This is a genomic window from Rhodococcus sp. IEGM 1306 (assembly GCF_036541985.1).
Taxonomy (GTDB): Bacteria; Actinomycetota; Actinomycetes; order Mycobacteriales; family Mycobacteriaceae; genus Rhodococcus_F; species Rhodococcus_F qingshengii.
This window is the reverse complement of record NZ_JAZHFF010000006.1, coordinates 84,040-102,998: the sequence shown is the minus strand read 5'-3', so window position 1 is coordinate 102,998 and position 18,959 is coordinate 84,040. Positions and strand designations below refer to the sequence as shown.

The window sequence follows — 18,959 nt, the reverse complement described above, 5'->3', positions numbered from 1 at the left end:
TCATGCACGTCGAAGTCGACCTCGACCTGTGCCAAGGCCATGCGGCGTGTGAGCTGGAGGCACCGGAGATCTTTGTCGTCCCGAAGCGGGGGAAGGTCAGTCTTCTGGACTCGGACCCACCCGAGTCGCTCCGCGGTGAAGCCGAGATGGCGGTCAGGTACTGCCCGACCGGCGCCCTGAGAATTGTCGATTGATTGCAGCGAATTCATGTGCTCGAGGGAGGAAGTTCAGATGACGGGTTTCGACCGCGCAGAGCTCGACGAGATGGTCCAACGCTGGATCGAGGCGAACAAAAAGGCCGAAGCCGCCGGCGATTGGAAACCGTTGGCGGACATGTATACCGAGGACGCCACGTACGGGTGGAACTACGGCCCCAAGCAGGATTTCATGGCGGTGGGGCGCGAGGAGATTCGCGAAGTCGCGCTCGGTCTCGAGATGAAGGGCCTCGAAGGCTGGGAGTATCCGTATCAAGACTTTGTGATCGACGACCGTAGCGGAAACGTGATCGGCTTGTGGAAGCAGATTTCCGATGCCAAGCGTGAGGACGGTAGCAACTACTCCGTCTACGGTATCGGTGGTAGTTGGTTCCGCTACGGCGGGGATTTCCAATGGTCCTGGCAGCGTGACTTCTTCGACTTCGGGAACGTGTCGGCACTGTTCATGGAGATGATCGGCAACAACGCTCTCTCGAAGGGGATGCAGGGCCGGATCCAGCGATCGATCTCGGGCGACCCGCTACCGGGCTGGTATCCGGTGGGCACCGCGCCGGTTTCGCTGTGGTGAGTCCGATGTCGGTGCGCGATTCCTTCGAGGCACTCTCGCAGCGCGACCTTGCCGTGCTGGTGCCCGAGTTGCTCCTGTGCGGGCAGCTGATCGATCGCTCGGGCATGGCGCATCTGATCGTCGAATTCGGACGCGAGGGTATGGCACAGGTGGCCGTCGAGGAGTGGGAGTCGGCCAGCCCCTGGTACACCCGCCGCATGCAGAAGGCTCTCGGATACGAGGGCGACGACGTCGTGACGATCTTCAAAGGATTACAACTCGACATCGGCGCTCCTCCACAGTTCATGGACTTTCGATACCGGGTCGACGATCCGCTGCACGGTGAATTCTGGCTCGACCATTGCGGAGCACTCATGGACGTCGAGCCGTTGGGCGATGAGTTCGTGACCTCGATGTGTCACGACATCGAGGATCCGACTTTCGATGCAACGGCCATCGCGACCAACCCGCGCGCCCAGATCCGGCCGATTCACCGACCACCGCGCAGGCCCGCCGACCGACATCCGCACTGCGCCTGGACCGTGTCCATCGACCCGTCGCACACGCCTCCCGTGATGACCGCGCACACCGAGCAGATCGGAAGCACCGCCGCGGTGACGGTCGAGCTGAGCCCGATCGATCACGGTGGGGACGGTAGGGCGGACTACTCGGGTCCGTTGTTGTCCGACCTGAGGTTTTCCGACTTCTCGCGATCAGCCTTGGTTCGTATCGCAGAGGAGATCTGCGTGCAGCATCATCTGTTGGCGTTGGGCTTTCTGGCAGCGGTTCGCCGCCGTGCCGACGAAGACAAGGCTCGCGAGATCACGCGAAAGCAATTGACCGGAATCGCGGGAGTTGCGGCACAGCGTATTCGAGATGCGCTCGGGCTTCCTTCGACGCTGGAATCGTTGGCATTGGTCCTGTCCGTGCATCCCTTGCTGAATCCGAAGCAGTATGTGGAGAGCGAGATTCGACAGGACGGCGGTGCTCTGGAGCTGCGGATCTCGCGAGAAGCTCTTGTCGACCGAGACGGCGGTTGGCCGACCTTGCTCGGCAGCGAGCACCTCGATCCTCTCCAAGCTTTGGTCCGCGGCGTGAATCCGCACTTCACCGTGAGAGTGGTGGCCGAAGATGCCGCGGGGCTTCTTCTGGCCGTCGACATCACCGAAGCTCCCGCTCCGGAATGCGTCGAAGTCGCCATCACGAAGGTCAGTACCGGCGCGGCATTCGTATTCGAAGATCGCGGAATCCCCTTGCCTCTCTTCGTCGTCTGACCGGCCGAACCCGAAGGACTCAACCTATGGCGTACACGTTTGCAGACCTGTTCGAGCATTCCGTCGATGCGATGCCCGATCGCCTCGCGCTGATCGTTTCCGGCGACGAGGTGACATACCGTGAGCTCGACGAGCGGGCCAACCGATTGGCGCATTACTTCCAGTCCGTCGGGTTAGGTGTCGGTTCGCACATCGGTATTCAACTGCACAACTCGATCGAGGCGATGGTTGCTGTCCTCGCGGCCTTCAAGATCCGCGGCGTTCCCATCACGGTGAACTACCGCTACACGAGCGACGAATTGGTTTACCTGTACGAGAACGCGGATCTCACGGCGTTGGTTTTCCATCGTGGTTTCGCTGAGCGGGTTGCCGCGGCGTTGGTGTCCGCGCCGCGGGTCAAGTACGTGATCGAGGTGGCGGACGAACTCGCTCTCGGGAACGAACCGTCGATTCCGGGGGCAGTGGCGTACGAGGATGCGCTCGGCAACCAATCCCCGCTGCGCGTAGGTGAACATGCTTTTCCCGAGCGTTCCGGCGATGACGTCTACGTTCTCTACACCGGCGGAACAACCGGACGACCGAAAGGCGTCGTCTGGCGGCAGGAAGACATCTGGCGCGTGTTGGCCGGCGGTTACGACTTCTATTCGGGTGAGCCGATCGCCGACGAGTACCAGCAGTCGCGCGGTGGCGCCGCGGCAGCCGAACCGATGCGGTGGTGCATGCTTCCACCGCTGATCCACACCTCGGCACTGATGCCGACGTTCAACGCTCTGTTCTCCGGAAACACCGTCATCTTCGAACCGAAGTTCGATGCGGCGCAGGTCTGGAAAGTCGTCGCCGAATATCGCCCGCAGGTCATGGTCATCACCGGCGACGCCATGGGCCGTCCACTGGTCGAAGCCCATCACGAATTGCAACCGGATGCGTCGAGCCTGGCCGTGCTCGCCTCCGGCGCTGCGCTCTTCTCCGGATCGGTCAAAGATGCGTTCTTCGACGTCTTTCCGAATCTGATGATCTCCGATTCGGTTGGATCGTCCGAAACAGGCTTCGGCGGAATCGGATTCGCAACCAAAGGGCTCGAGCAGCGTGGCGGACCCAAAGTGGGCGCCAACAGATTCACGGTCGTCGTCGACGACGACAACCGAGTGTTGGAGCCGGGCTCGGGCGCCGAAGGATGGCTGGCGAAACTCGGAAACGTTCCACTCGGCTACTACAACGATCCGGTGAAGTCGGCCGAGATATTCCGCGAGGTGAACGGCGCGCGGGCAGTGGTGACCGGAGACCGGGCGCGGATCGAGGACGACGGCTCGGTCACCCTCCTCGGACGGGGAAACATGGTGGTCAACACCGGCGGCGAGAAGGTCTTCGTGGAAGAAGTCGAAGCCGTGGTGAAGGCCCATCCCGACATCTACGACGCGACAGTGATCGGTGTTCCGGACGAGCGGTGGGGCAATCGGGTGGCGGCGGTGCTTCGCATCCGCGACGGTGTGGAACCGGATTTCGAATCCATCGAGAAGCACGCCCGCAGTCACCTCGCCGGCTACAAGATTCCGCGTTCCTTCTGGATCGCCGACGAGGTCGTTCGAGCGCCGAGCGGCAAGCCGGACTACCGCTGGGCCAAGGAGTTCTCACAGAACAGCGACCCGGTCCACCGGATCGACTAGCGCTCACACGCAACACCCGGCACCCGGCACCCATCCGTAAAGGAGCATCTGCAATGCCTGAGATCGACCTTCCCGACGGGTTCGACGTGACCGACCCGCATCTGTACGGCGAGCGCGTCCCGCTTGCCGAGTTCGCCGAACTACGACGATGCGCTCCGGTCTGGTGGAACGCCCAGGAACCGGGTACCGGCGGATTTCACGACGGTGGTTGTTGGGTTGTCTCCCGCCACGCAGACGTCCGCGACGTCTCGTTGCGCAGCGAGGAGTTCTCGAGCAACGTCAACGGCTGCATTCCGCGGCATGAAGACAACATCTCGGCGGAGGAGTTGGAGGCGACAAAACACGTCCTCATCAACAAGGACGCCCCTGAGCACACACAGCTGCGCAAGTTGGTGGCGCGCTTGTTCACTCCGCGGTCGGTGGAAGCGATGCGGGCCGGGTTGGAAGCGCGGGCAGAAGACATAGCGTCGGCTGCCGTGGCGGAAGGTAGCGGTGATTTTGTCAGCCAGGTCGCCAGCGAGTTACCCATGCAGGCGATCTCGGAGCTGATCGGTGTACCGCAGGACGGGCGCCGTCAGCTGTACGAATGGTCGAATCAGATGACGGGATACGACGACGAGTCGCTCGCCGGCGAGTCTCGGATGGCGTCGGCGCAGATCCTGGGCTACGCCTATCAACTGGCTGAGGCGAGACGGGAGGAACCGCTCGACGACATCATCTCACGCTTGGTGCATGCCGACATCGACGGGCAGAAACTCACCCCGGAACAGTTCGGTTTCTTCGTCATCATGTTGGCTGTCGCGGGCAACGAAACGACGCGAAACGCAACGACACTCGGCATGATGGCATTTCTCGAGCATCCGGATCAGTGGGAATTGTACAAGCGCGAGCGTCCGCGCACCGCCGCGGACGAGATCATCCGCTGGGCTTCGCCACTGACGTCGATGCAACGAACAGCAGTGGTGGACACACAGATTGCCGGCACTGCGATTGCGAAGGGGCAGCGCGTCGTACTGCTCTACGGCTCGGCGAACTTCGACGAAACCGTCTTCGGGAACCCCGACGTCTTCGACATCACCCGAGACCCGAACCCGCACCTCGCGTTCGGAGGAACCGGGCCGCACTACTGCGTCGGCGCCAACCTGGCCAGAATGGAGGTCGATCTGATCTTCGGCAAGATCGCCGATCACATGCCCGACATCAGCAAGCTCGGCGATCCGAGCAGGCTCTCGTCCGGTTGGCTCAACGGGATCAAGGAATTCAAGGTCGACTACGGCAACTCCGCGTCATGTCCTTCGGGGCATTGACGTGTACAGCGGAAGAGTTGCACTTGCGGGCCCGATGCGCGAACTCGGCCAGTTCTACCGGATGGGTGCCGATGTCGCAGTGGGCTTGTTCCGCAACCGCTTTCAGGTGCAAGAGTTTCTCGAGCAGAGTTGGATGATCGCCCGGGTATCGATCGTGCCGACAGTGTTGGTAGCCGTGCCGTTCACGGTCCTGGTGAGTTTCACCCTCAACATCCTTCTCCGCGAAATCGGTGCCGCCGACCTCAGCGGCGCCGGGGCCGCGCTCGGTGCTGTGACTCAGGTCGGTCCGGTGGTGACGGTGCTGATCGTGGCAGGTGCGGGCGCGACAGCCATCGCCGCCGATCTGGGATCGAGAACGATTCGTGAAGAGATCGACGCCATGGAGGTGCTCGGGATCGATCCGATCACTCGGCTGGTGATTCCGCGGGTGGTCGCGTCGACCGTGGTGGCTTTGCTGCTCAACGGACTCGTCTGTGTCATCGGCATCGCCGGCGGTTACGCCTTCTCGGTGTTTCTCCAGGGCGTGAACCCTGGCGCCTTCGTCGAGGGAATCACGTTGCTGACCGGCCTGCCCGAGGTGGCGTTGTCGATGGTCAAAGCTGCGCTGTTCGGGATGCTGGCGGGATTGGTGGCCTGCTATCGCGGACTGTCGGTACGGGGTGGGCCGAAAGGCGTGGGGGAGGCCGTCAACGAAACGGTGGTGTACGCATTCATGGCGTTGTTCGTCGTCAACACCATCGTCACCGCGGTCGGCATCCGATTGACGGCGGGGTGATCGAGGTGACGCTGTCGGATTCGCTGGCACAAATCGGCAAGTTCGGACGCACGCGGGCGCGGGTGGCTCGAACGTCACGCTCGATCGACGACGTCGGGCGACAAGCTGTCTTCTTCGCGCGCGCCATCGCTCACATCCCGTGGGCAATTCGCAAACACCCTAAGGAAGTGTTGAGGCTGGTAGCCGAGATCAGCATGGGCACCGGAGCTTTGGCAGTGATCGGCGGCACGGTTGCGGTCGTAGGATTTTTGACTCTCGCCTCGGGCGGCACCATTGCGATCCAAGGTTTCAGCTCACTGGGAAATATCGGAGTCGAAGCGCTCACCGGATTCTTCTCCGCCTTCATCAACGTTCGTATCGCTGCGCCGGTCATCGCGGGAATCGGCCTGTCGGCCACGATCGGCGCAGGTTCGACCGCGCAGATCGGTGCCATGCGCATCAGTGAGGAAATCGACGCCCTCGAATCGATGGCGATCAGTTCGGTCCCGTACGTCGTCAGCACCCGCGTCACCGCAGGGATGATCGCGATCTTGCCGCTGTACTCATTGGCGCTCGTAGGATCTTTTCTGGCCGGAAGGTTCACCACGGTCGTGCTGTTCGGTCAGTCCTCCGGTCTTTACGACCACTACTTCACGACGTTCCTCGATCCGGTCGATGTCGCATGGTCCTTCGTTCAAGTGCTCGTGATGGCACTACTGGTGATGCTGATCCACACGTACTACGGATACAACGCGTCCGGGGGACCGTCGGGCGTGGGAACTGCAGTGGGCCGCGGGGTTCGGCTCTCGCTGATCTGCGTCGTGGCGGTGACCCTGCTCGTCTCACTCGCGCTCTACGGCGGTTCCGGCAACTTCAATCTGTCCGGTTAGGGGGACTGCGTGCACAGATACGGCTACAAGTTGGCTGCTCTGGGCTTGGCTGCGGCGATCGTCGGGGTCATCGCTTTGTCGGTCGCGTCTTTCAACCAGGTGTTTGTCGCTCGCGTCCCGATCACGGTGATCGCGGAGCGCGCGGGGCTCGTGATGGATCCGGGCGCGCGGGTGAAGATGGCCGGGGTGACCGTGGGCTCGGTGGAGTCCATCACGCCGACTGACGACGCCACCGCACAACTGTCGTTGTCGATCGATCCCGAAGCGCTCGAATCGATTCCGTCAAACGTGGATGTGGCGATCACGTCGAACACGGCCTTCGGCGCGAAGTTCGTCAGCCTGTCCTCGCCGGAGCAGCCGAGTAGTGCGCGACTTGCCGCCGGAGCGACGATCGACGCATCCCGGGTGACCGTCGAGCTGAACACGGTGTTCGAGAAACTCACCACCGTGCTCCGGACGGTGGACCCGGGCAAACTCGATTCGACATTGGGTGCCCTCTCGACTGCTCTGCAAGGACGCGGCGAACGGCTCGGGGTCGCACTCGAACAAGCAGATTCCTCCTTGCTCGAATTCAACACTGCACGTGAGGCTCTCGATCATGTGTTGACGGATTTATCAGCCGTCACACAGACCTACCGCGACGCTGTTCTCGACTTGATGGACACACTCGACTCGCTCACGACGACGGGAACCACTGTTCTCGACGAGCAGCAGAATCTTGATCTCCTCTTGCTCAACGTGATCGGGGTCGCCCGCACCGGAGAAGATGTACTGGGAGAAAACGCCGACGGTATCGACACCGTTCTGTCGTTACTGCGGCCGACCACCGCACTGCTCGAGGAATACTCCCCGGTGATTCCCTGCATGTTCCAGGGACTGCAGGAGAGCAAGAAGATCGGCGACGGCGCCTACAACGGACAACCAGGAATCAAGATGTCGATCGGTCTGATCGCCGGAACCGAACCGTACCGATATCCCGACGACCTCCCGAAGGTCGCGGCAACAGGTGGCCCGCAGTGTATGGGCCTTCCACTGCGCGACCCGAACGTCAATGCTCCGTACCTGGTGACCGACACCGGGGTGAATCCGTTTGCGCCCGAGCGTCAGCCGAATGGTGGGCAACCGATGAACACGGTCCCGGATCTGATGAGCTACCTGTTCGGGACGGAGATCCGATGAAAGTTCGTGGGTACACCGTCAAGTTCGGAATTTTTGTTCTGGTGATGATCCTCGTCAACGCCGGGCTGATCCTCGTGTTCGGCCAGATGCGAGGTGGCGACGCGAGGTCGTACTCGGCGGAGTTCGTCAACGCCTCCGGGCTCAGAGCCGGCGACAAGGTGCGCATCGCCGGTGTGCCGGTCGGTTCTGTCGGCTCCGTCGAATTCGGTGGGAATCACCGTGCCCACGTGAGTTTCAGTGTGGATACGGGTGACACCGTGACTGTATCGACCAGAGCCGCTGTTCGATATCAGGATCTGGTGGGTAATCGATACCTCGAATTGCTCGACGATCCGGGGATCGCGGAACCGCAACCGGAGGGCGAGAGCATCCCCGTCGATCGCACCGCACCGGCACTCGACCTCGATGCGCTACTCGGTGGTTTCAAGCCGCTGTTTCAAGCCCTGGACCCGGAGCAGGTCAACGCGTTGTCGATGTCCTTGCTCGAGGTGTTTCAAGGCCAGTCCGGAACTGTGGCATCGGTGCTGGCGCACACCGGATCGATTACGAACACTCTCGCAGACCGCGACCAACTGATCGGTCGAGTGATCGGCAACCTCGACGGTGTGCTCAGCGAATTGCGCAGCCGCGGTGGTCAGTTCAGTGACACTCTCGATCACCTACAACAGCTGGTCAGCGGGCTCGCGGCGGACCGGGAGATGATCGGGACTGCCGTCGAGAGTGTGAACACCGCATCAGGCACCTTCGCCGATCTCCTCGCCGGAGTTCGCCCGGACATCGCGGGAAACCTGTCGAAGCTGGACGCAAGCCTGAATCCGCTGATCGAGCAACAGAGTGAGCTCGATCGGATTCTCGCGTCCATGCCCTCGAACTACAAGCAGCTGATCCGAGTCGGCTCGTACGGGTCGTTCTTCAACTTCTATCTGTGCGGAATCGCACTGAAGGTCGACGGTGCCGACGGTACGCCGCTCACTGTCGACCTGGTGGATCAGACGACCGGAAGGTGCGCACCACGATGAGAGAGATGGCACAGAGCCAGGCCGTACGCGTGGGGGTCGTGGGATTGGTCGTCACGGCCGCCGTCGTATTGGCATCGCTCCAGTATCAGAATCTGCAGTTCCTGAAATCGGGTGTCGGGTACAGCGCGGTGTTCGCCGACGCCAGCGGTCTCGCGCCGGGAGACGAAGTCAACGCCGCCGGAGTGAAGATCGGAACGGTGAACCGGATCGAGGTCGAGCACGGACTCGCCCGCGTGGACTTCACACTCGACGGCTCGATCGGTTTGGGAGAAAGCACATCGGCGGCCGTCACCACGATGTCGTTGCTCGGCAAGCGAGCGGTATCGCTCGATCTGGACGGTCCGGGAAGGATCGCGGTCGGCGGCGAGATCCCGGTCGAGCGAACAAGATCGGCGTACTCGCTGCCCGACGTGCTCGGTGACCTCACCACGACGGTCGAGGACATCGATCTCGACCAACTCTCCGAATCGCTCGACGCAGTGGGACAGGTGATGTCCGACAGTGCGCCGAACCTGAGGCCGGCGCTGGACGGTGTCGCACGGATCTCCGACAGCGTCAATAGACGCGACGACATGTTGCGCACCTTGCTGTCCGATGCAAACGACGTCGCCGGGACGCTGGCCGAGCGTGGACCACAGGTCAACGCGCTACTCGTCGACGGCAACGCCTTGTTGGGAGAACTGGATCGGCGACAGGCGGCGCTGGGGGAAGTGATCACGAACATCTCGGCGTTGTCGACCCAGCTGAGCGGACTCGTCCACGACAACGAGGCGCAATTGCAGCCGGTCCTCGGCAAACTCGACACGGTTGTCGGAATTCTGCAGAACAACAAGGACAACCTTTCTCAGGGAATCGACGGTCTCGGTACGTACGTGGGCACGCTCGGTGACACCGTGGCCAGCGGCCCCTTCTACTACGCCTACGTCCAGAACCTGGTGCCAGCGCAATACACCCAACCGTTGATCAACGCGATGTTCGGGCTACCACCTGCGCCGCTACCGATTCCGGAGGTTCGATGATGGGTGCCTTACGAGTTCGCAAACCGGTGAACTGGCGTCGAATCGCCGTCGTTGGTGGAAGCGTCATCGGTGCGGCGATCGTCGTCGTGTCGGGATACCTTGCGGTGCAACATCTGCGCTACTACAACGTGACGGCCTACTTCACCTCGACGACCGGTCTGTATGTCGGTGACGACGTTCGTGTCGTGGGAGTCGACGTCGGCCGCGTCACCGCGATCGCCCCACAGGGAGATCGAATGCGCGTCGAACTGAAATTGGCGCGCGAGGTTCCCGTCGCCGAGGACGCGAAAGCGGTGATCGTTGCCCAGTCGCTGGTCTCGGCCCGCTTCGTGCAGTTGACGCCGGCGGTGACGGACGGCGCCGCCGCACTGAATGACGGTGCGGAGATCCCACTCGACAGAACGGCCGTCCCGGTCGAGTGGGACCAGATCAAGGAACAGCTGGGCCGGGCTGCCGACGCTTTGGGTCCCGTCGGGGACGATCGCGGTCCCGCCGCCAACTTCCTCGACGGTGCCGGATCCGCACTGGCCGGCAACGGGGAAGCGCTGGGGCGCTCGGTGACCGAACTCTCGGAGGCTATGAGCACACTCGACGAAGGCGGAGCCGATCTGTTCGGCACCATCCGCGGCCTGCAGACCTTCACGACCGCACTCGCCGCAAGCGACGAACAGATCGTTCAGTTCCAAGGACGACTGGCAAATGTCTCGAGTGTGCTCGCCGAGAGCCGGACGCAATTGGCTCCGGCTCTCGCCGATCTGGACGCCGCCGTCGTCGACGTACAGCGGTTCGTCGAACAGAACCGAACCGGCTTGACGGAGCAGATCGCGAAGTTGGCCGACGTGTCCCACGTACTGGTCGACAAGCGCGCAGGCCTCGAGAAGGTACTGCATCTGGCTCCGACAGCGTTGTCGAACTACTACAACGTCTACCGGCCGGCCCAAGGAGCGATGGTGGGTGTGCCCGCATTCCAGAACGTCGGCAACCCGATCGACTTGATCTGCGGCGGAATCGCCGGCCTGGCCAACGACACCTCGAAGAAGGGCGCGGATTTGTGCATCGAATACCTCGGCCCGTTGCTCAACACGATCAAGGCCAACTACCCGGACCTGAGCATCAATCCGACCCGGGCGCTCGGCGCTCTTCCGGACCAACTGGTGTACAGCGAGCCTGATCTGGAACCGACTGGCGCCTTGGGCTTTCCGACGGTACCGGTGGCGTCTGATCTGACCGGCTTGCTCATGCCGTCGACAGGATCACGATGACTGGCCGCCGGTGGGGAACAGTGTGTGTGGCGGCGAGCGCCGTGCTCGTTCTGACGGGTTGTCAATGGAGCGGGCTGAATTCGGTGTCGCTGCCGGGCGCGGCCGGCCGCGGTGAGGGAAGTTTCTCGGTCGTGATCGAGATGCCGGACGTCACGTCGATCAGTCCCAACTCTCCGGTCATGGTCAACGACGTGACAGTCGGAAGTATCAGTGCGATCGAGACCGACAACTGGCACGCACGGGTGACGGTTGCGCTCGACGGCTCGGTGTCCCTGCCCGCCAATGCGACGGCCAAGATCGGCCAAACCAGCCTGCTCGGGTCCAAACACGTTGCGCTTGCGCCGCCTACCGATGTTGCGCCGGAAGGGCGGTTGTCGGAGGGATCGGTGATCCCCCTCGCGTCGGCCGGCGTCTATCCCACCACCGAGGAAGCGTTGACGGCACTGTCATTGGTCCTCAACGGCGGCGGGCTCGCTCAGATTCACAGCATCACCACGGAGCTGAACACGGCGCTCGGCGGACGGACCGACGCGGCTCGCGACCTGCTGAGTCAGATGGATACCGTGACCGAAACACTCGACCGCCAACGTGATGCGATGGTCACGACCATGGAGAATCTCGACGTCTTCGCCGGTGAAATCACGGCCCAGCGAGACGTTCTCGGTGAGGCGTTGGAGACCCTTGATCCGGCCTTGGCGGAACTCAGCGCCCAACGCGTCGACCTGACCACCGCCCTCGATGCGGTCGGCAGGTTCGGGGACGTCGGGACCGATCTGGTCGACCGGACCCGCGACGATTTGAAAGCCAATTTGAGCGCCTTGGAATCGACGCTGCAGAAGGTGGTCGAAACAGGACCGGACCTGATCAACAATTTGGGCAACCTGAGTACCTTCCCCTTCCCCCAGACGACCATCGACGACGGAATGCGCGGCGATTACACCAATCTGTGGGCGCTGATCGACCTCACGAATAATCGCCTCCAGTCAGGTCTCGGCTTCGGTACGCCGTTCGGGGCGCCGCAAACCCCCGTGGAGAACGGAGTACTGGTCGATCCCTTGACCGCCCCACTCGGCACAGGGCAGCCCGGCCCACTTGGCACAGCGCAGCCCGCCCAGGGAGGTGGACGATGATTCTCACGAAGTTGGTGCGAAGGCAATTGACGATCTTCGCGATCCTGGCGGTGATAGGCATGAGCGCAGCGGCTATCTCGTACCTGAGAGTTCCGACCATGCTCGGAATCGGGCGCTATTCGGTGACAGTCGAACTGCCCGACGCCGGTGGCCTGTATCGGAACGCGAACGTGACCTATCGCGGCGACACCATCGGTCAGGTCAGATCGGTGCGTCTGTCTCCGGGAGTGGTACGCGCCGAATTATCTTTGGAGAGTGCGGTTCCCGTTCCCTCCAGCGGGCTCGCAGTAGCGGTGCGAAGTGTGTCGGCCATCGGCGAGCAATACGTCGACATGCAACCGAGAACCGCGGACGGACCGTTTCTGGCCGACGGAGACGTGATCGGCCCCGACGCTGTCACGATCCCGACCGAGATCGGACCGGTCCTCGATCAGGCGCAGGCGATGCTCGCATCGGTACCGCAGGACAAGTTGCGGTCGGTGATCGACGAGTCCGCGGCAGCATTCGGTGGCAGGGGAGAGGACCTGGCTCGTCTGCTGGATTCGACCACCTCGTTCGTCGATCAGATGTCTGCTGCCACAACCCCGGCCACGACGCTCGTACAGCAGTTGGATCCGCTCCTGCAGACACAGGTGGTGACGGGCGATCAGATTCGCCAGTGGGCGTCCAGTGTCGCTCAACTCAGTGGACAGTTGGAGGTCGCCGACGGGTCCGTGCGCAATATCCTCGAGACCGGACCGGGCTTCGCGACTGAAGCCGACCTGCTGTTTCAAGGCCTCAAACCCACTTTGCCTGTGCTGCTTGCCAATTTCACCAGCACCGCTCAGGTGGCTTTGACGTACAACGCCGGTTTGGAGCAGGTGCTCGTCATCTTGCCGCCACTGGTCGCGGCACAGGAAACCGTCGTACAACGCGGGCAGGTGGACGGCGCCGCGAACGTCAACTTCCACCTCCAAGCGCAGGACCCCGCGGCGTGCTCGACCGGTTACCTTCCGGCCGATCAGCGACGGGACCCGACCCAGATGAGTGTGCCGGACACCCCGGCTGATCTGTACTGCAAAGTTCCGCAGAACTCGGTCTTCGCAGTTCGTGGATCCCGGAACATTCCCTGTATGGAGGTACCGGGCAAACGAGCACCGAGCCCGGAGATCTGTCGGAGCCCCGAAGCGTACGTGCCGTCGGGGACCAATGCTCCCGGCGAGTTGTACACGGGGCCTGACGGAGTCGACTATCAACATACGGAATTGGCTCCTGCTGCTTCCGATTCGGGGGAGGGTGAGCCGTGGCAACAGTTGCTGATGCCGACGAATCGCTGAGGGGCGAGGTGCTGGAGCCGGTCAGAGGGAAACGCGGTGTTCTCACTGCCCTGGCATGGATCGCACTCGCGGCTCTGAGCGTCGTTGTCGTCTTCGGTGCTCTGGCAGTTCGATCCGACCGGGCGCGCGAGACCCAGCGTCAAGAGTACGTCGACGGTGCGGTCGCAGGAGCCCTCGCTCTGATCGACGTTCACTCCGCCACAGTCGACGAGGACCTCGAGACACTGCAGTCGCTGAGTACGGGAACCTTTGCCGACGAACTGAAGTCCGGCGAATCTGCGTTCGTCGCGTCCATCCGTGATTTTGCCGTCGATTCCGACGGGCGTGTCGACACCGCAGCCTTGGCATCGGAATCCGGTAACTCGGGGGTGGTGCTGATCGCGGCATCTGCTCAGGTCGGCAATTCAGCGGGAGAGTCTTCGGCGCGCACCTACCGTCTGCGCGTCGGTGTCGAGGACGTCGACGGGCGGGTACTGATGTCGAGTGTGGAGTTCGTGCCGTGAAGCGCATGGTCATAGCGCTTGCAGCGTTGGTCTTGATGGGAGTCGGCGGCACTGCGATCTGGAGTCACCACCGTTCGGGGGACGCTGAAACCGCACGTGCCGAGGTGATCGGTGTGGCGCCCACGCTCGTCGAGAAGCTCTTGAGCTACAACAGCGATACCGTCGACGACGATCTCGCACGAGCGGCCGAAGGCGCCGGCGGATCGTTTCAGGACAGTTTCACCGAATTCGGATCGAAAACAGTTGCCCCACAGTCGAAGGAGCAGGGAATCAGCACGAAAGCCCGAGTCGTCGATGTCGGTGTGCTCTCCGTTGCCGCGGACCGCGCGGAAGTGCTCGTGTTCGTCGATCAGATCACGACGAGTACCGCGCGGCCGGCACCAGCGTCGACGTCGAGCCGAGTCGAGGTGACACTCGATCGAGTCGACGGCACATGGCTGGTGAGTGCCATGACCCCCATCTAGTGAAGGTTGTCGCGGCCCGCCATGATCAGCCTGGCAGTGACTTCGAGCCGGTCTGCGATCTGCGAATAGGACTCGTAACCCATGCCGGCTCGAACAAGCGCTCCGGACCAGGAGATTTCGAGTGCTTCGAGTACGTCGGGATCGTATGACGGCCCCAGCGCCTCGATGAGCCGCTCGCGGATGTTCTTGCCGATACGTCCCCGAAGGTGTTCGACGTCGGGATCATTGCCCATCATCGCCGTGGTCACGGCCGCGGCCAGCTCCGGTTCGTCGGAAACGAGGAGTGCGACGCTGCGTAGGACCGAACAGACCTGCGCTTCCCGTTCCGCCTCCGGGGAGGGCTCGTGGGGTACCGCGTCGAGGCGACGCCAGAACAGTTCTGCCACAAGGTGACTCTTGGACGAGAAATAGGTGTATGCCGTAGCCGCGGCGACACCGGCTTCTGCTGCCACCATCCGCACGGTCAGATCGGCAAACCCTTTGTCGCGCAGGACCGTGATCGCTGCCGCGGTCAATCGATCGACGGTTTCGGCTTGCTGCTGGGTCAGTCGGCGGCGAGTGGACTCGAACTTGGTCTTACCAGACATGTGTCCAGACACTACGGGATCAGGCCCATGCGGGCAAAGTGTGCGCTATCTCCGCCTGTTCTCGCTCCCGCTCGGCGTCATGTCTCGCTCCCGCTCGGCGTCATGTCTCGCTCCCGCTCGGCGTCATGTCTCGCTCCCGCTCGGTGGGACAGAATTTCGAACCCCCGCGATCGCTAAGTCCATGTGTTAGAACGATTTCTAGAACATGTTCGGAAACTGTGCCCAGAATCAGAGAGGCTGACGATGACGAAGTGGGACGAGACGTGCGACGTACTCGCTGTGGGATCAGGCGGCGGACTCACCGGCGCGTACACGGCAGCCCGCGAAGGCCTCGACGTCATTGCGATCGAAGCAACCGACAAGTACGGCGGAACAACGGCGTACTCGGGCGGCGGCGGAATGTGGTTCCCGTGCAACGCCGTTCTTCGTCGGGGCGGGGACGACGACACCATCGAGGATGCGCTGGAGTACTACCGATCAGTGGTGGGTGATCGTACGCCCGCCGACGTTCAGGAAGCTTACGTTCGAGGTGGCGCCGGGTTGATCGACTACCTCGAAGAGGACTCGAACTTCGAGTTTCAGATACTGCCGTGGCCCGACTACTTCGGTGAAGAGCCCAAGGCTCGAGCGAGTGGACGGCACATTGTTCCCAAGCCGATGAACGCGAACAAGATGGGTGCCCTACGTGATTCGCTTCGTCCGCCGCTGGCGACGGAACGGCTGGGGGAGAAGTTGCCGAAGTACCTCGTCGGCGGCCAGTCGTTGATCGGTCGATTCCTGTTGGCTCTTGCGGAACTCCCGAACGCCACCATGCACCTGAAGACCACTCTCGAGGAACTGGTTGTCGAGGACGGGGTGGTGGTCGGAGCCGTCGTCGACCGAGATGGTCGGCGTCGAACCATTCGGGCACGCAGAGGAGTGATCCTCGCCGCCGGTGGATTCGAGCAGAACGAGACCATGCGTGCCGAATTCGGTGTCCCCGGATCCGCTCTCGACACGATGGGCTGCCCCGGCAACCTCGGGAAGGCGCACCAGGCGGCGGTCGCCGCGGGTGCCGACACCGACCTGATGGGCGAGGCCTGGTGGTCGCCGGGACTCACCCATCCAGATGGGCGCTCCGCGTTTGCGCTGTGGTTCACCGGCGGAATCTTCGTGGACGACGACGGTCGTCGATTCGTCAACGAATCAGCGCCGTACGACCGCTTGGGTCGCTCTGTCATCGAACACATGCGGGCAGGGAAAGTAACCACGCCGTACTGGATGATCTACGACAACAGAGAAGGCGCAGTGCCGCCGGTGAAGGCACCCAACGTACCCATGGCCCAGACGGAGCAGTATGTGGCTGCGGGGTTGTGGAAGAGTGCACAGACACTCGAAGACCTCGCTGCCCAGATCGATGTTCCCACAGCGGAACTGGTGGAGACCGTGAAGCGATTCAACGCGTTTGCGGCGACTGGCGTCGACACGGACTTCGGTCGAGGAGACACTGCGTACGACCGCGCCTTCTCCGAGGGGGCTTCTCCGCTCGTACCGATCGATCAAGGGCCGTTTCACGCTGCCGCTTTCGGCATCTCCGACCTCGGGACCAAAGGTGGTCTACGGACCGACGCGACCGGGAGGGTGCTCAAAGCCGACGGTACGGCGATTGCCGGGTTGTACGCGGCGGGGAACACGATGGCAGCGGCCAGCGGGACTACGTACCCCGGCGGTGGAAACCCGATCGGAGCGAGCATGCTGTTCAGTCACTTGGCTGCACTCGACCTCGCGAAGCTGCCGTCTTGATCATCAGTCGCTCGTCTCGGGGATGTGGTCAGGCCTTGCCGAGTCCGGCGGCGATTCCCTTGTCCAGTTGGGTGAGCATTGCTGTACCCAACGACGAAAGCTGGGCGACCTGGCGATCGTCGAGGCCCTCGAAGAGGAGACCTTGAACTGAGGCGACGTGCGGCGGTGCGGCCGCGACCACCTTTGCCATTCCCTCGTCGGTGAGCACTGCGTTGGAGCCGCGGCTGCCACGAATGACTTCCCGTTTCACCCAGCCGGCCTTCTCCATCTTCGTGATCACGTGCGAGAGGCGGGACAGGGACGCGTTCGCGCGCTGGGCCAGTACCGACAACTGGAGCTTGTGCTCGGGGGCGTCCGAGAGTGCCGCGAGTACGAAGTATTCGAAGTGTGTGAGTGCCGAATCGCGTTGTAGTTGAGTGTCGAGTGCGGCAGGCAACCGTGTCACGAGAGCGATCAGTGTCAGCCATGCTTCTTGCTGCTCGGCTGTGAGCCACTTCGTCTGAGACTGCGCGTCGGGCTGCGCGGTCGGTTCACTCATCGGTGACTTCTCCTTCGGGTCGAGCATTCTTCGTGCACGGAGCGTGCTTGTGTACAGCGTCTCAGACGCATGTCCAGAAGAATCCTGCGGGGAATAGTTGCGGGACGCAAGTGTTGAGTTCTATATTAGGTTGAACCTTCAACTTACGACGAATGTCTATCCCGAGGAGTCCGTATGTCCACCACAACCATGCCTGCGCTGTATCTCAGCCACGGTGCTCCGCCGCTGGTGGACAGCGCGTTGTGGGTCGACCAGTTGGGGGCGTGGGCTGGCGATCTTCCGCGGCCGACGGCAATCCTCGTCGTATCGGCGCACTGGGAATCAGCACCGCTGACGATCGGATCGACGACCACGGGCACCCCGCTCATCTACGACTTCGGTGGTTTTCCCGAGAGGTTCTACCGCGCGAAGTACAACTCTCCCGGCGCTCCGGAACTCGCCGCCCAGGTTGCCGCGTTGATGCCGGACAACGAACGCGTGGTTCAGCAGCCGAATCGAGGCCTGGATCACGGTGCCTACGTGCCGCTCACGGTGATGTACCCGGACGCAGACATCCCGGTACTGCAAATTTCGCTGCCAACCCTCGATCCCGAGCGTTTGCTCCATCTCGGACAGCGCCTACGGCCACTCCGTGAGCAAGGTGTACTGATCGTGGGATCCGGATTCACCACGCACGGGCTACCGTTCCTGCGCGATCCGTCACCGGAGGCGCAGGCCCCGGGATGGTCGGCGGAATTCGACGCGTGGGCAGGGGAGAGGTTCGCTGCCGGTGACGTCGATTCCTTGATCGACTTCCGCGCTCAAGCTCCCGGGATGCCGTACGCGCATCCGACCATCGAGCACTTCGCCCCGTTGTTCGTCACGCTCGGTGCGTCGTCCGATCCGGAACAGGTGCCCACTCAGGTGATCGACGGATTCTGGATGGGGCTTGCGAAGCGCTCGATTCAGGTCGCATAGAGGGTTTAAATCGCGCAGAGAATCAGGTGCCCAGGCACGTCAGCTTCGATTGCGAAGGAACTCGAGCGCCTGGTCTCCGTGGGTGTTGGCGCGTAGTTCACTCGAGATGACTTTGAGGACGGTGCGGTCGGTGTCGATCACGAAGGTCGAGCGTTTGACCGGAGCCAACTTGCCCAGGAGTCCGCGCTTGACGCCGAACTGTTCGGCTACCTTGCCCTCGGTGTCGGCGAGTAGGGGGTAGTCGAAGGATTGTGCGGTGGCAAAGGTGGACTGAGCTTCGACCGTATCGGTGCTGATGCCCGCTCGCGAAGCGCCCACCGCGGCGAATTCGCTGCCGAGGTCACGGAAGTGGCACGCCTCGGCGGTGCACACCGGCGTCGAGGCTGCCGGGTAGAAGAAGAGGACCAAGGGTCCGTTCTCGAGCAGGCTCGTCAGCGAGCGCGGAGTCCCGTCCTGGTCGGGCAGTGAGAAATCGGGAGCGAGTTGGCCTGGTTTCATTCGGCCGAGGTTACCCGCGCACGACGGCCACATGGGGGAGCCTGGGATGATGGA

The 18,959-nt window shown here is 62.6% G+C and carries 20 protein-coding genes; 17 read left to right on the top strand and 3 right to left on the bottom strand.

Translation table 11 applies throughout. The annotated features are described in order from the left end of the window. Positions 1–2 precede the first annotated feature (2 nt). From V3587_RS18635 to V3587_RS18565, 15 genes are read left to right on the top strand one after another with little or no spacing between them, the layout of a single operon-like run. The gene (locus tag V3587_RS18635) at positions 3–194 is read left to right on the top strand and encodes a ferredoxin (protein WP_020907945.1); all 192 of its coding nucleotides are present in this window, start codon (positions 3–5) and stop codon (positions 192–194) included. Between the two features lie 37 nt (positions 195–231). Then, positions 232–783 carry a hypothetical protein gene (locus V3587_RS18630; protein WP_007728648.1) on the top strand — a complete coding sequence of 184 codons (552 nt, stop codon included), beginning with the start codon at positions 232–234 and terminating at the stop codon, positions 781–783. Positions 784–788: 5 nt separating this feature from the next. Beyond that, a complete protein-coding gene (locus V3587_RS18625; RefSeq protein WP_081557939.1) occupies positions 789–2,036 on the top strand; it encodes a hypothetical protein in 1,248 nt (415 codons plus the stop codon). A gap of 26 nt (positions 2,037–2,062) precedes the next feature. Beyond that, the gene (locus V3587_RS18620) at positions 2,063–3,700 is read left to right on the top strand and encodes an acyl-CoA synthetase (RefSeq protein ID WP_283377421.1); all 1,638 of its coding nucleotides are present in this window, start codon (positions 2,063–2,065) and stop codon (positions 3,698–3,700) included. 53 nt (positions 3,701–3,753) lie between these two features. Next, positions 3,754–5,007, top strand: coding sequence for a cytochrome P450 (locus V3587_RS18615; protein ID WP_283377420.1), 1,254 nt, complete (start codon positions 3,754–3,756; stop codon positions 5,005–5,007). Between the two features lie 34 nt (positions 5,008–5,041). Further along, the gene (locus tag V3587_RS18610) at positions 5,042–5,782 is read left to right on the top strand and encodes an MlaE family ABC transporter permease (RefSeq protein WP_042923097.1); all 741 of its coding nucleotides are present in this window, start codon (positions 5,042–5,044) and stop codon (positions 5,780–5,782) included. Beyond that, positions 5,779–6,651: an MlaE family ABC transporter permease gene (locus V3587_RS18605; protein ID WP_003944051.1), complete on the top strand. Its 873-nt coding sequence runs from the start codon at positions 5,779–5,781 to the stop codon at positions 6,649–6,651. The genes V3587_RS18610 and V3587_RS18605 overlap by 4 nt, the downstream gene beginning before the upstream one ends. Positions 6,652–6,660: 9 nt before the next feature. Then, the gene (locus V3587_RS18600) at positions 6,661–7,830 is read left to right on the top strand and encodes an MCE family protein (protein ID WP_283377419.1); all 1,170 of its coding nucleotides are present in this window, start codon (positions 6,661–6,663) and stop codon (positions 7,828–7,830) included. After that, a complete protein-coding gene (locus V3587_RS18595; protein ID WP_007728666.1) occupies positions 7,827–8,849 on the top strand; it encodes an MCE family protein in 1,023 nt (340 codons plus the stop codon). Before V3587_RS18600 ends, V3587_RS18595 begins: the two co-directional genes overlap by 4 nt. Continuing rightward, a complete protein-coding gene (locus tag V3587_RS18590) occupies positions 8,846–9,868 on the top strand; it encodes an MCE family protein (RefSeq protein ID WP_075835314.1) in 1,023 nt (340 codons plus the stop codon). The genes V3587_RS18595 and V3587_RS18590 overlap by 4 nt, the downstream gene beginning before the upstream one ends. Continuing rightward, the gene (locus V3587_RS18585; RefSeq protein ID WP_283377418.1) at positions 9,868–11,130 is read left to right on the top strand and encodes an MCE family protein; all 1,263 of its coding nucleotides are present in this window, start codon (positions 9,868–9,870) and stop codon (positions 11,128–11,130) included. Before V3587_RS18590 ends, V3587_RS18585 begins: the two co-directional genes overlap by 1 nt. Beyond that, the gene (locus V3587_RS18580) at positions 11,127–12,260 is read left to right on the top strand and encodes an MCE family protein (RefSeq protein WP_283377417.1); all 1,134 of its coding nucleotides are present in this window, start codon (positions 11,127–11,129) and stop codon (positions 12,258–12,260) included. The genes V3587_RS18585 and V3587_RS18580 overlap by 4 nt, the downstream gene beginning before the upstream one ends. After that, on the top strand, positions 12,257–13,576 hold the full coding sequence (locus V3587_RS18575) for an MCE family protein (protein ID WP_283377416.1): 1,320 nt from the start codon (positions 12,257–12,259) through the stop codon (positions 13,574–13,576). The genes V3587_RS18580 and V3587_RS18575 overlap by 4 nt, the downstream gene beginning before the upstream one ends. Beyond that, on the top strand, positions 13,543–14,079 hold the full coding sequence (locus V3587_RS18570; RefSeq protein WP_283377415.1) for a hypothetical protein: 537 nt from the start codon (positions 13,543–13,545) through the stop codon (positions 14,077–14,079). Before V3587_RS18575 ends, V3587_RS18570 begins: the two co-directional genes overlap by 34 nt. Before the next feature lie 5 nt (positions 14,080–14,084). Continuing rightward, complete coding sequence (locus tag V3587_RS18565; protein WP_202427395.1) at positions 14,085–14,543, top strand: hypothetical protein; 459 nt, start codon at positions 14,085–14,087, stop codon at positions 14,541–14,543. Here V3587_RS18565 and V3587_RS18560 read toward each other — a convergent pair. Next, positions 14,540–15,130, bottom strand: coding sequence for a TetR/AcrR family transcriptional regulator (locus V3587_RS18560; RefSeq protein ID WP_003943994.1), 591 nt, complete (start codon positions 15,128–15,130; stop codon positions 14,540–14,542). The genes V3587_RS18565 and V3587_RS18560 overlap by 4 nt on opposite strands. 243 nt (positions 15,131–15,373) lie before the next feature. On the opposite strand from V3587_RS18560, the gene V3587_RS18555 reads away from it, so the two are divergent. Then, positions 15,374–16,912, top strand: a complete 1,539-nt coding sequence (locus tag V3587_RS18555; RefSeq protein ID WP_161121460.1) for an FAD-binding protein — start codon at positions 15,374–15,376, stop codon at positions 16,910–16,912. 28 nt (positions 16,913–16,940) lie between these two features. Here V3587_RS18555 and V3587_RS18550 read toward each other — a convergent pair whose 3' ends face one another. Then, on the bottom strand, positions 16,941–17,450 hold the full coding sequence (locus V3587_RS18550) for a MarR family winged helix-turn-helix transcriptional regulator (RefSeq protein WP_039973005.1): 510 nt from the start codon (positions 17,448–17,450) through the stop codon (positions 16,941–16,943). A 174-nt stretch (positions 17,451–17,624) separates the two neighbouring features. Here V3587_RS18550 and V3587_RS18545 point away from each other — a divergent pair, with 174 nt between their 5' ends. Continuing rightward, complete coding sequence (locus V3587_RS18545) at positions 17,625–18,407, top strand: dioxygenase family protein (protein ID WP_003944012.1); 783 nt, start codon at positions 17,625–17,627, stop codon at positions 18,405–18,407. Between the two features lie 39 nt (positions 18,408–18,446). On the opposite strand, the gene V3587_RS18540 is transcribed toward V3587_RS18545, so the two are convergent. Continuing rightward, entirely contained in the window at positions 18,447–18,905 is a 459-nt protein-coding gene (locus V3587_RS18540; protein WP_030536758.1) for a peroxiredoxin, read from the bottom strand. Positions 18,906–18,959: the final 54 nt, after the last annotated feature.

Bases quoted from the DNA above. Each gene is read 5' to 3' on its own strand.
- V3587_RS18590 (WP_075835314.1), top strand. From the start codon at position 8,846: ATGAGAGAGATGGCACAGAGCCAGGCCGTACGCGTGGGGGTCGTGGGA.
- V3587_RS18625 (WP_081557939.1), top strand. From the start codon at position 789: ATGTCGGTGCGCGATTCCTTCGAGGCACTCTCGCAGCGCGACCTTGCC.
- V3587_RS18615 (WP_283377420.1), top strand. From the start codon at position 3,754: ATGCCTGAGATCGACCTTCCCGACGGGTTCGACGTGACCGACCCGCAT.
- V3587_RS18635 (WP_020907945.1), top strand. From the start codon at position 3: ATGCACGTCGAAGTCGACCTCGACCTGTGCCAAGGCCATGCGGCGTGT.
- V3587_RS18555 (WP_161121460.1), top strand. From the start codon at position 15,374: ATGACGAAGTGGGACGAGACGTGCGACGTACTCGCTGTGGGATCAGGC.
- V3587_RS18610 (WP_042923097.1), top strand. From the start codon at position 5,042: ATGCGCGAACTCGGCCAGTTCTACCGGATGGGTGCCGATGTCGCAGTG.
- V3587_RS18585 (WP_283377418.1), top strand. From the start codon at position 9,868: ATGGGTGCCTTACGAGTTCGCAAACCGGTGAACTGGCGTCGAATCGCC.
- V3587_RS18550 (WP_039973005.1), bottom strand. From the start codon at position 17,450: ATGAGTGAACCGACCGCGCAGCCCGACGCGCAGTCTCAGACGAAGTGG.
- V3587_RS18580 (WP_283377417.1), top strand. From the start codon at position 11,127: ATGACTGGCCGCCGGTGGGGAACAGTGTGTGTGGCGGCGAGCGCCGTG.
- V3587_RS18560 (WP_003943994.1), bottom strand. From the start codon at position 15,130: ATGTCTGGTAAGACCAAGTTCGAGTCCACTCGCCGCCGACTGACCCAG.
- V3587_RS18630 (WP_007728648.1), top strand. From the start codon at position 232: ATGACGGGTTTCGACCGCGCAGAGCTCGACGAGATGGTCCAACGCTGG.
- V3587_RS18595 (WP_007728666.1), top strand. From the start codon at position 7,827: ATGAAAGTTCGTGGGTACACCGTCAAGTTCGGAATTTTTGTTCTGGTG.
- V3587_RS18575 (WP_283377416.1), top strand. From the start codon at position 12,257: ATGATTCTCACGAAGTTGGTGCGAAGGCAATTGACGATCTTCGCGATC.
- V3587_RS18545 (WP_003944012.1), top strand. From the start codon at position 17,625: ATGTCCACCACAACCATGCCTGCGCTGTATCTCAGCCACGGTGCTCCG.
- V3587_RS18540 (WP_030536758.1), bottom strand. From the start codon at position 18,905: ATGAAACCAGGCCAACTCGCTCCCGATTTCTCACTGCCCGACCAGGAC.
- V3587_RS18565 (WP_202427395.1), top strand. From the start codon at position 14,085: ATGGTCATAGCGCTTGCAGCGTTGGTCTTGATGGGAGTCGGCGGCACT.
- V3587_RS18620 (WP_283377421.1), top strand. From the start codon at position 2,063: ATGGCGTACACGTTTGCAGACCTGTTCGAGCATTCCGTCGATGCGATG.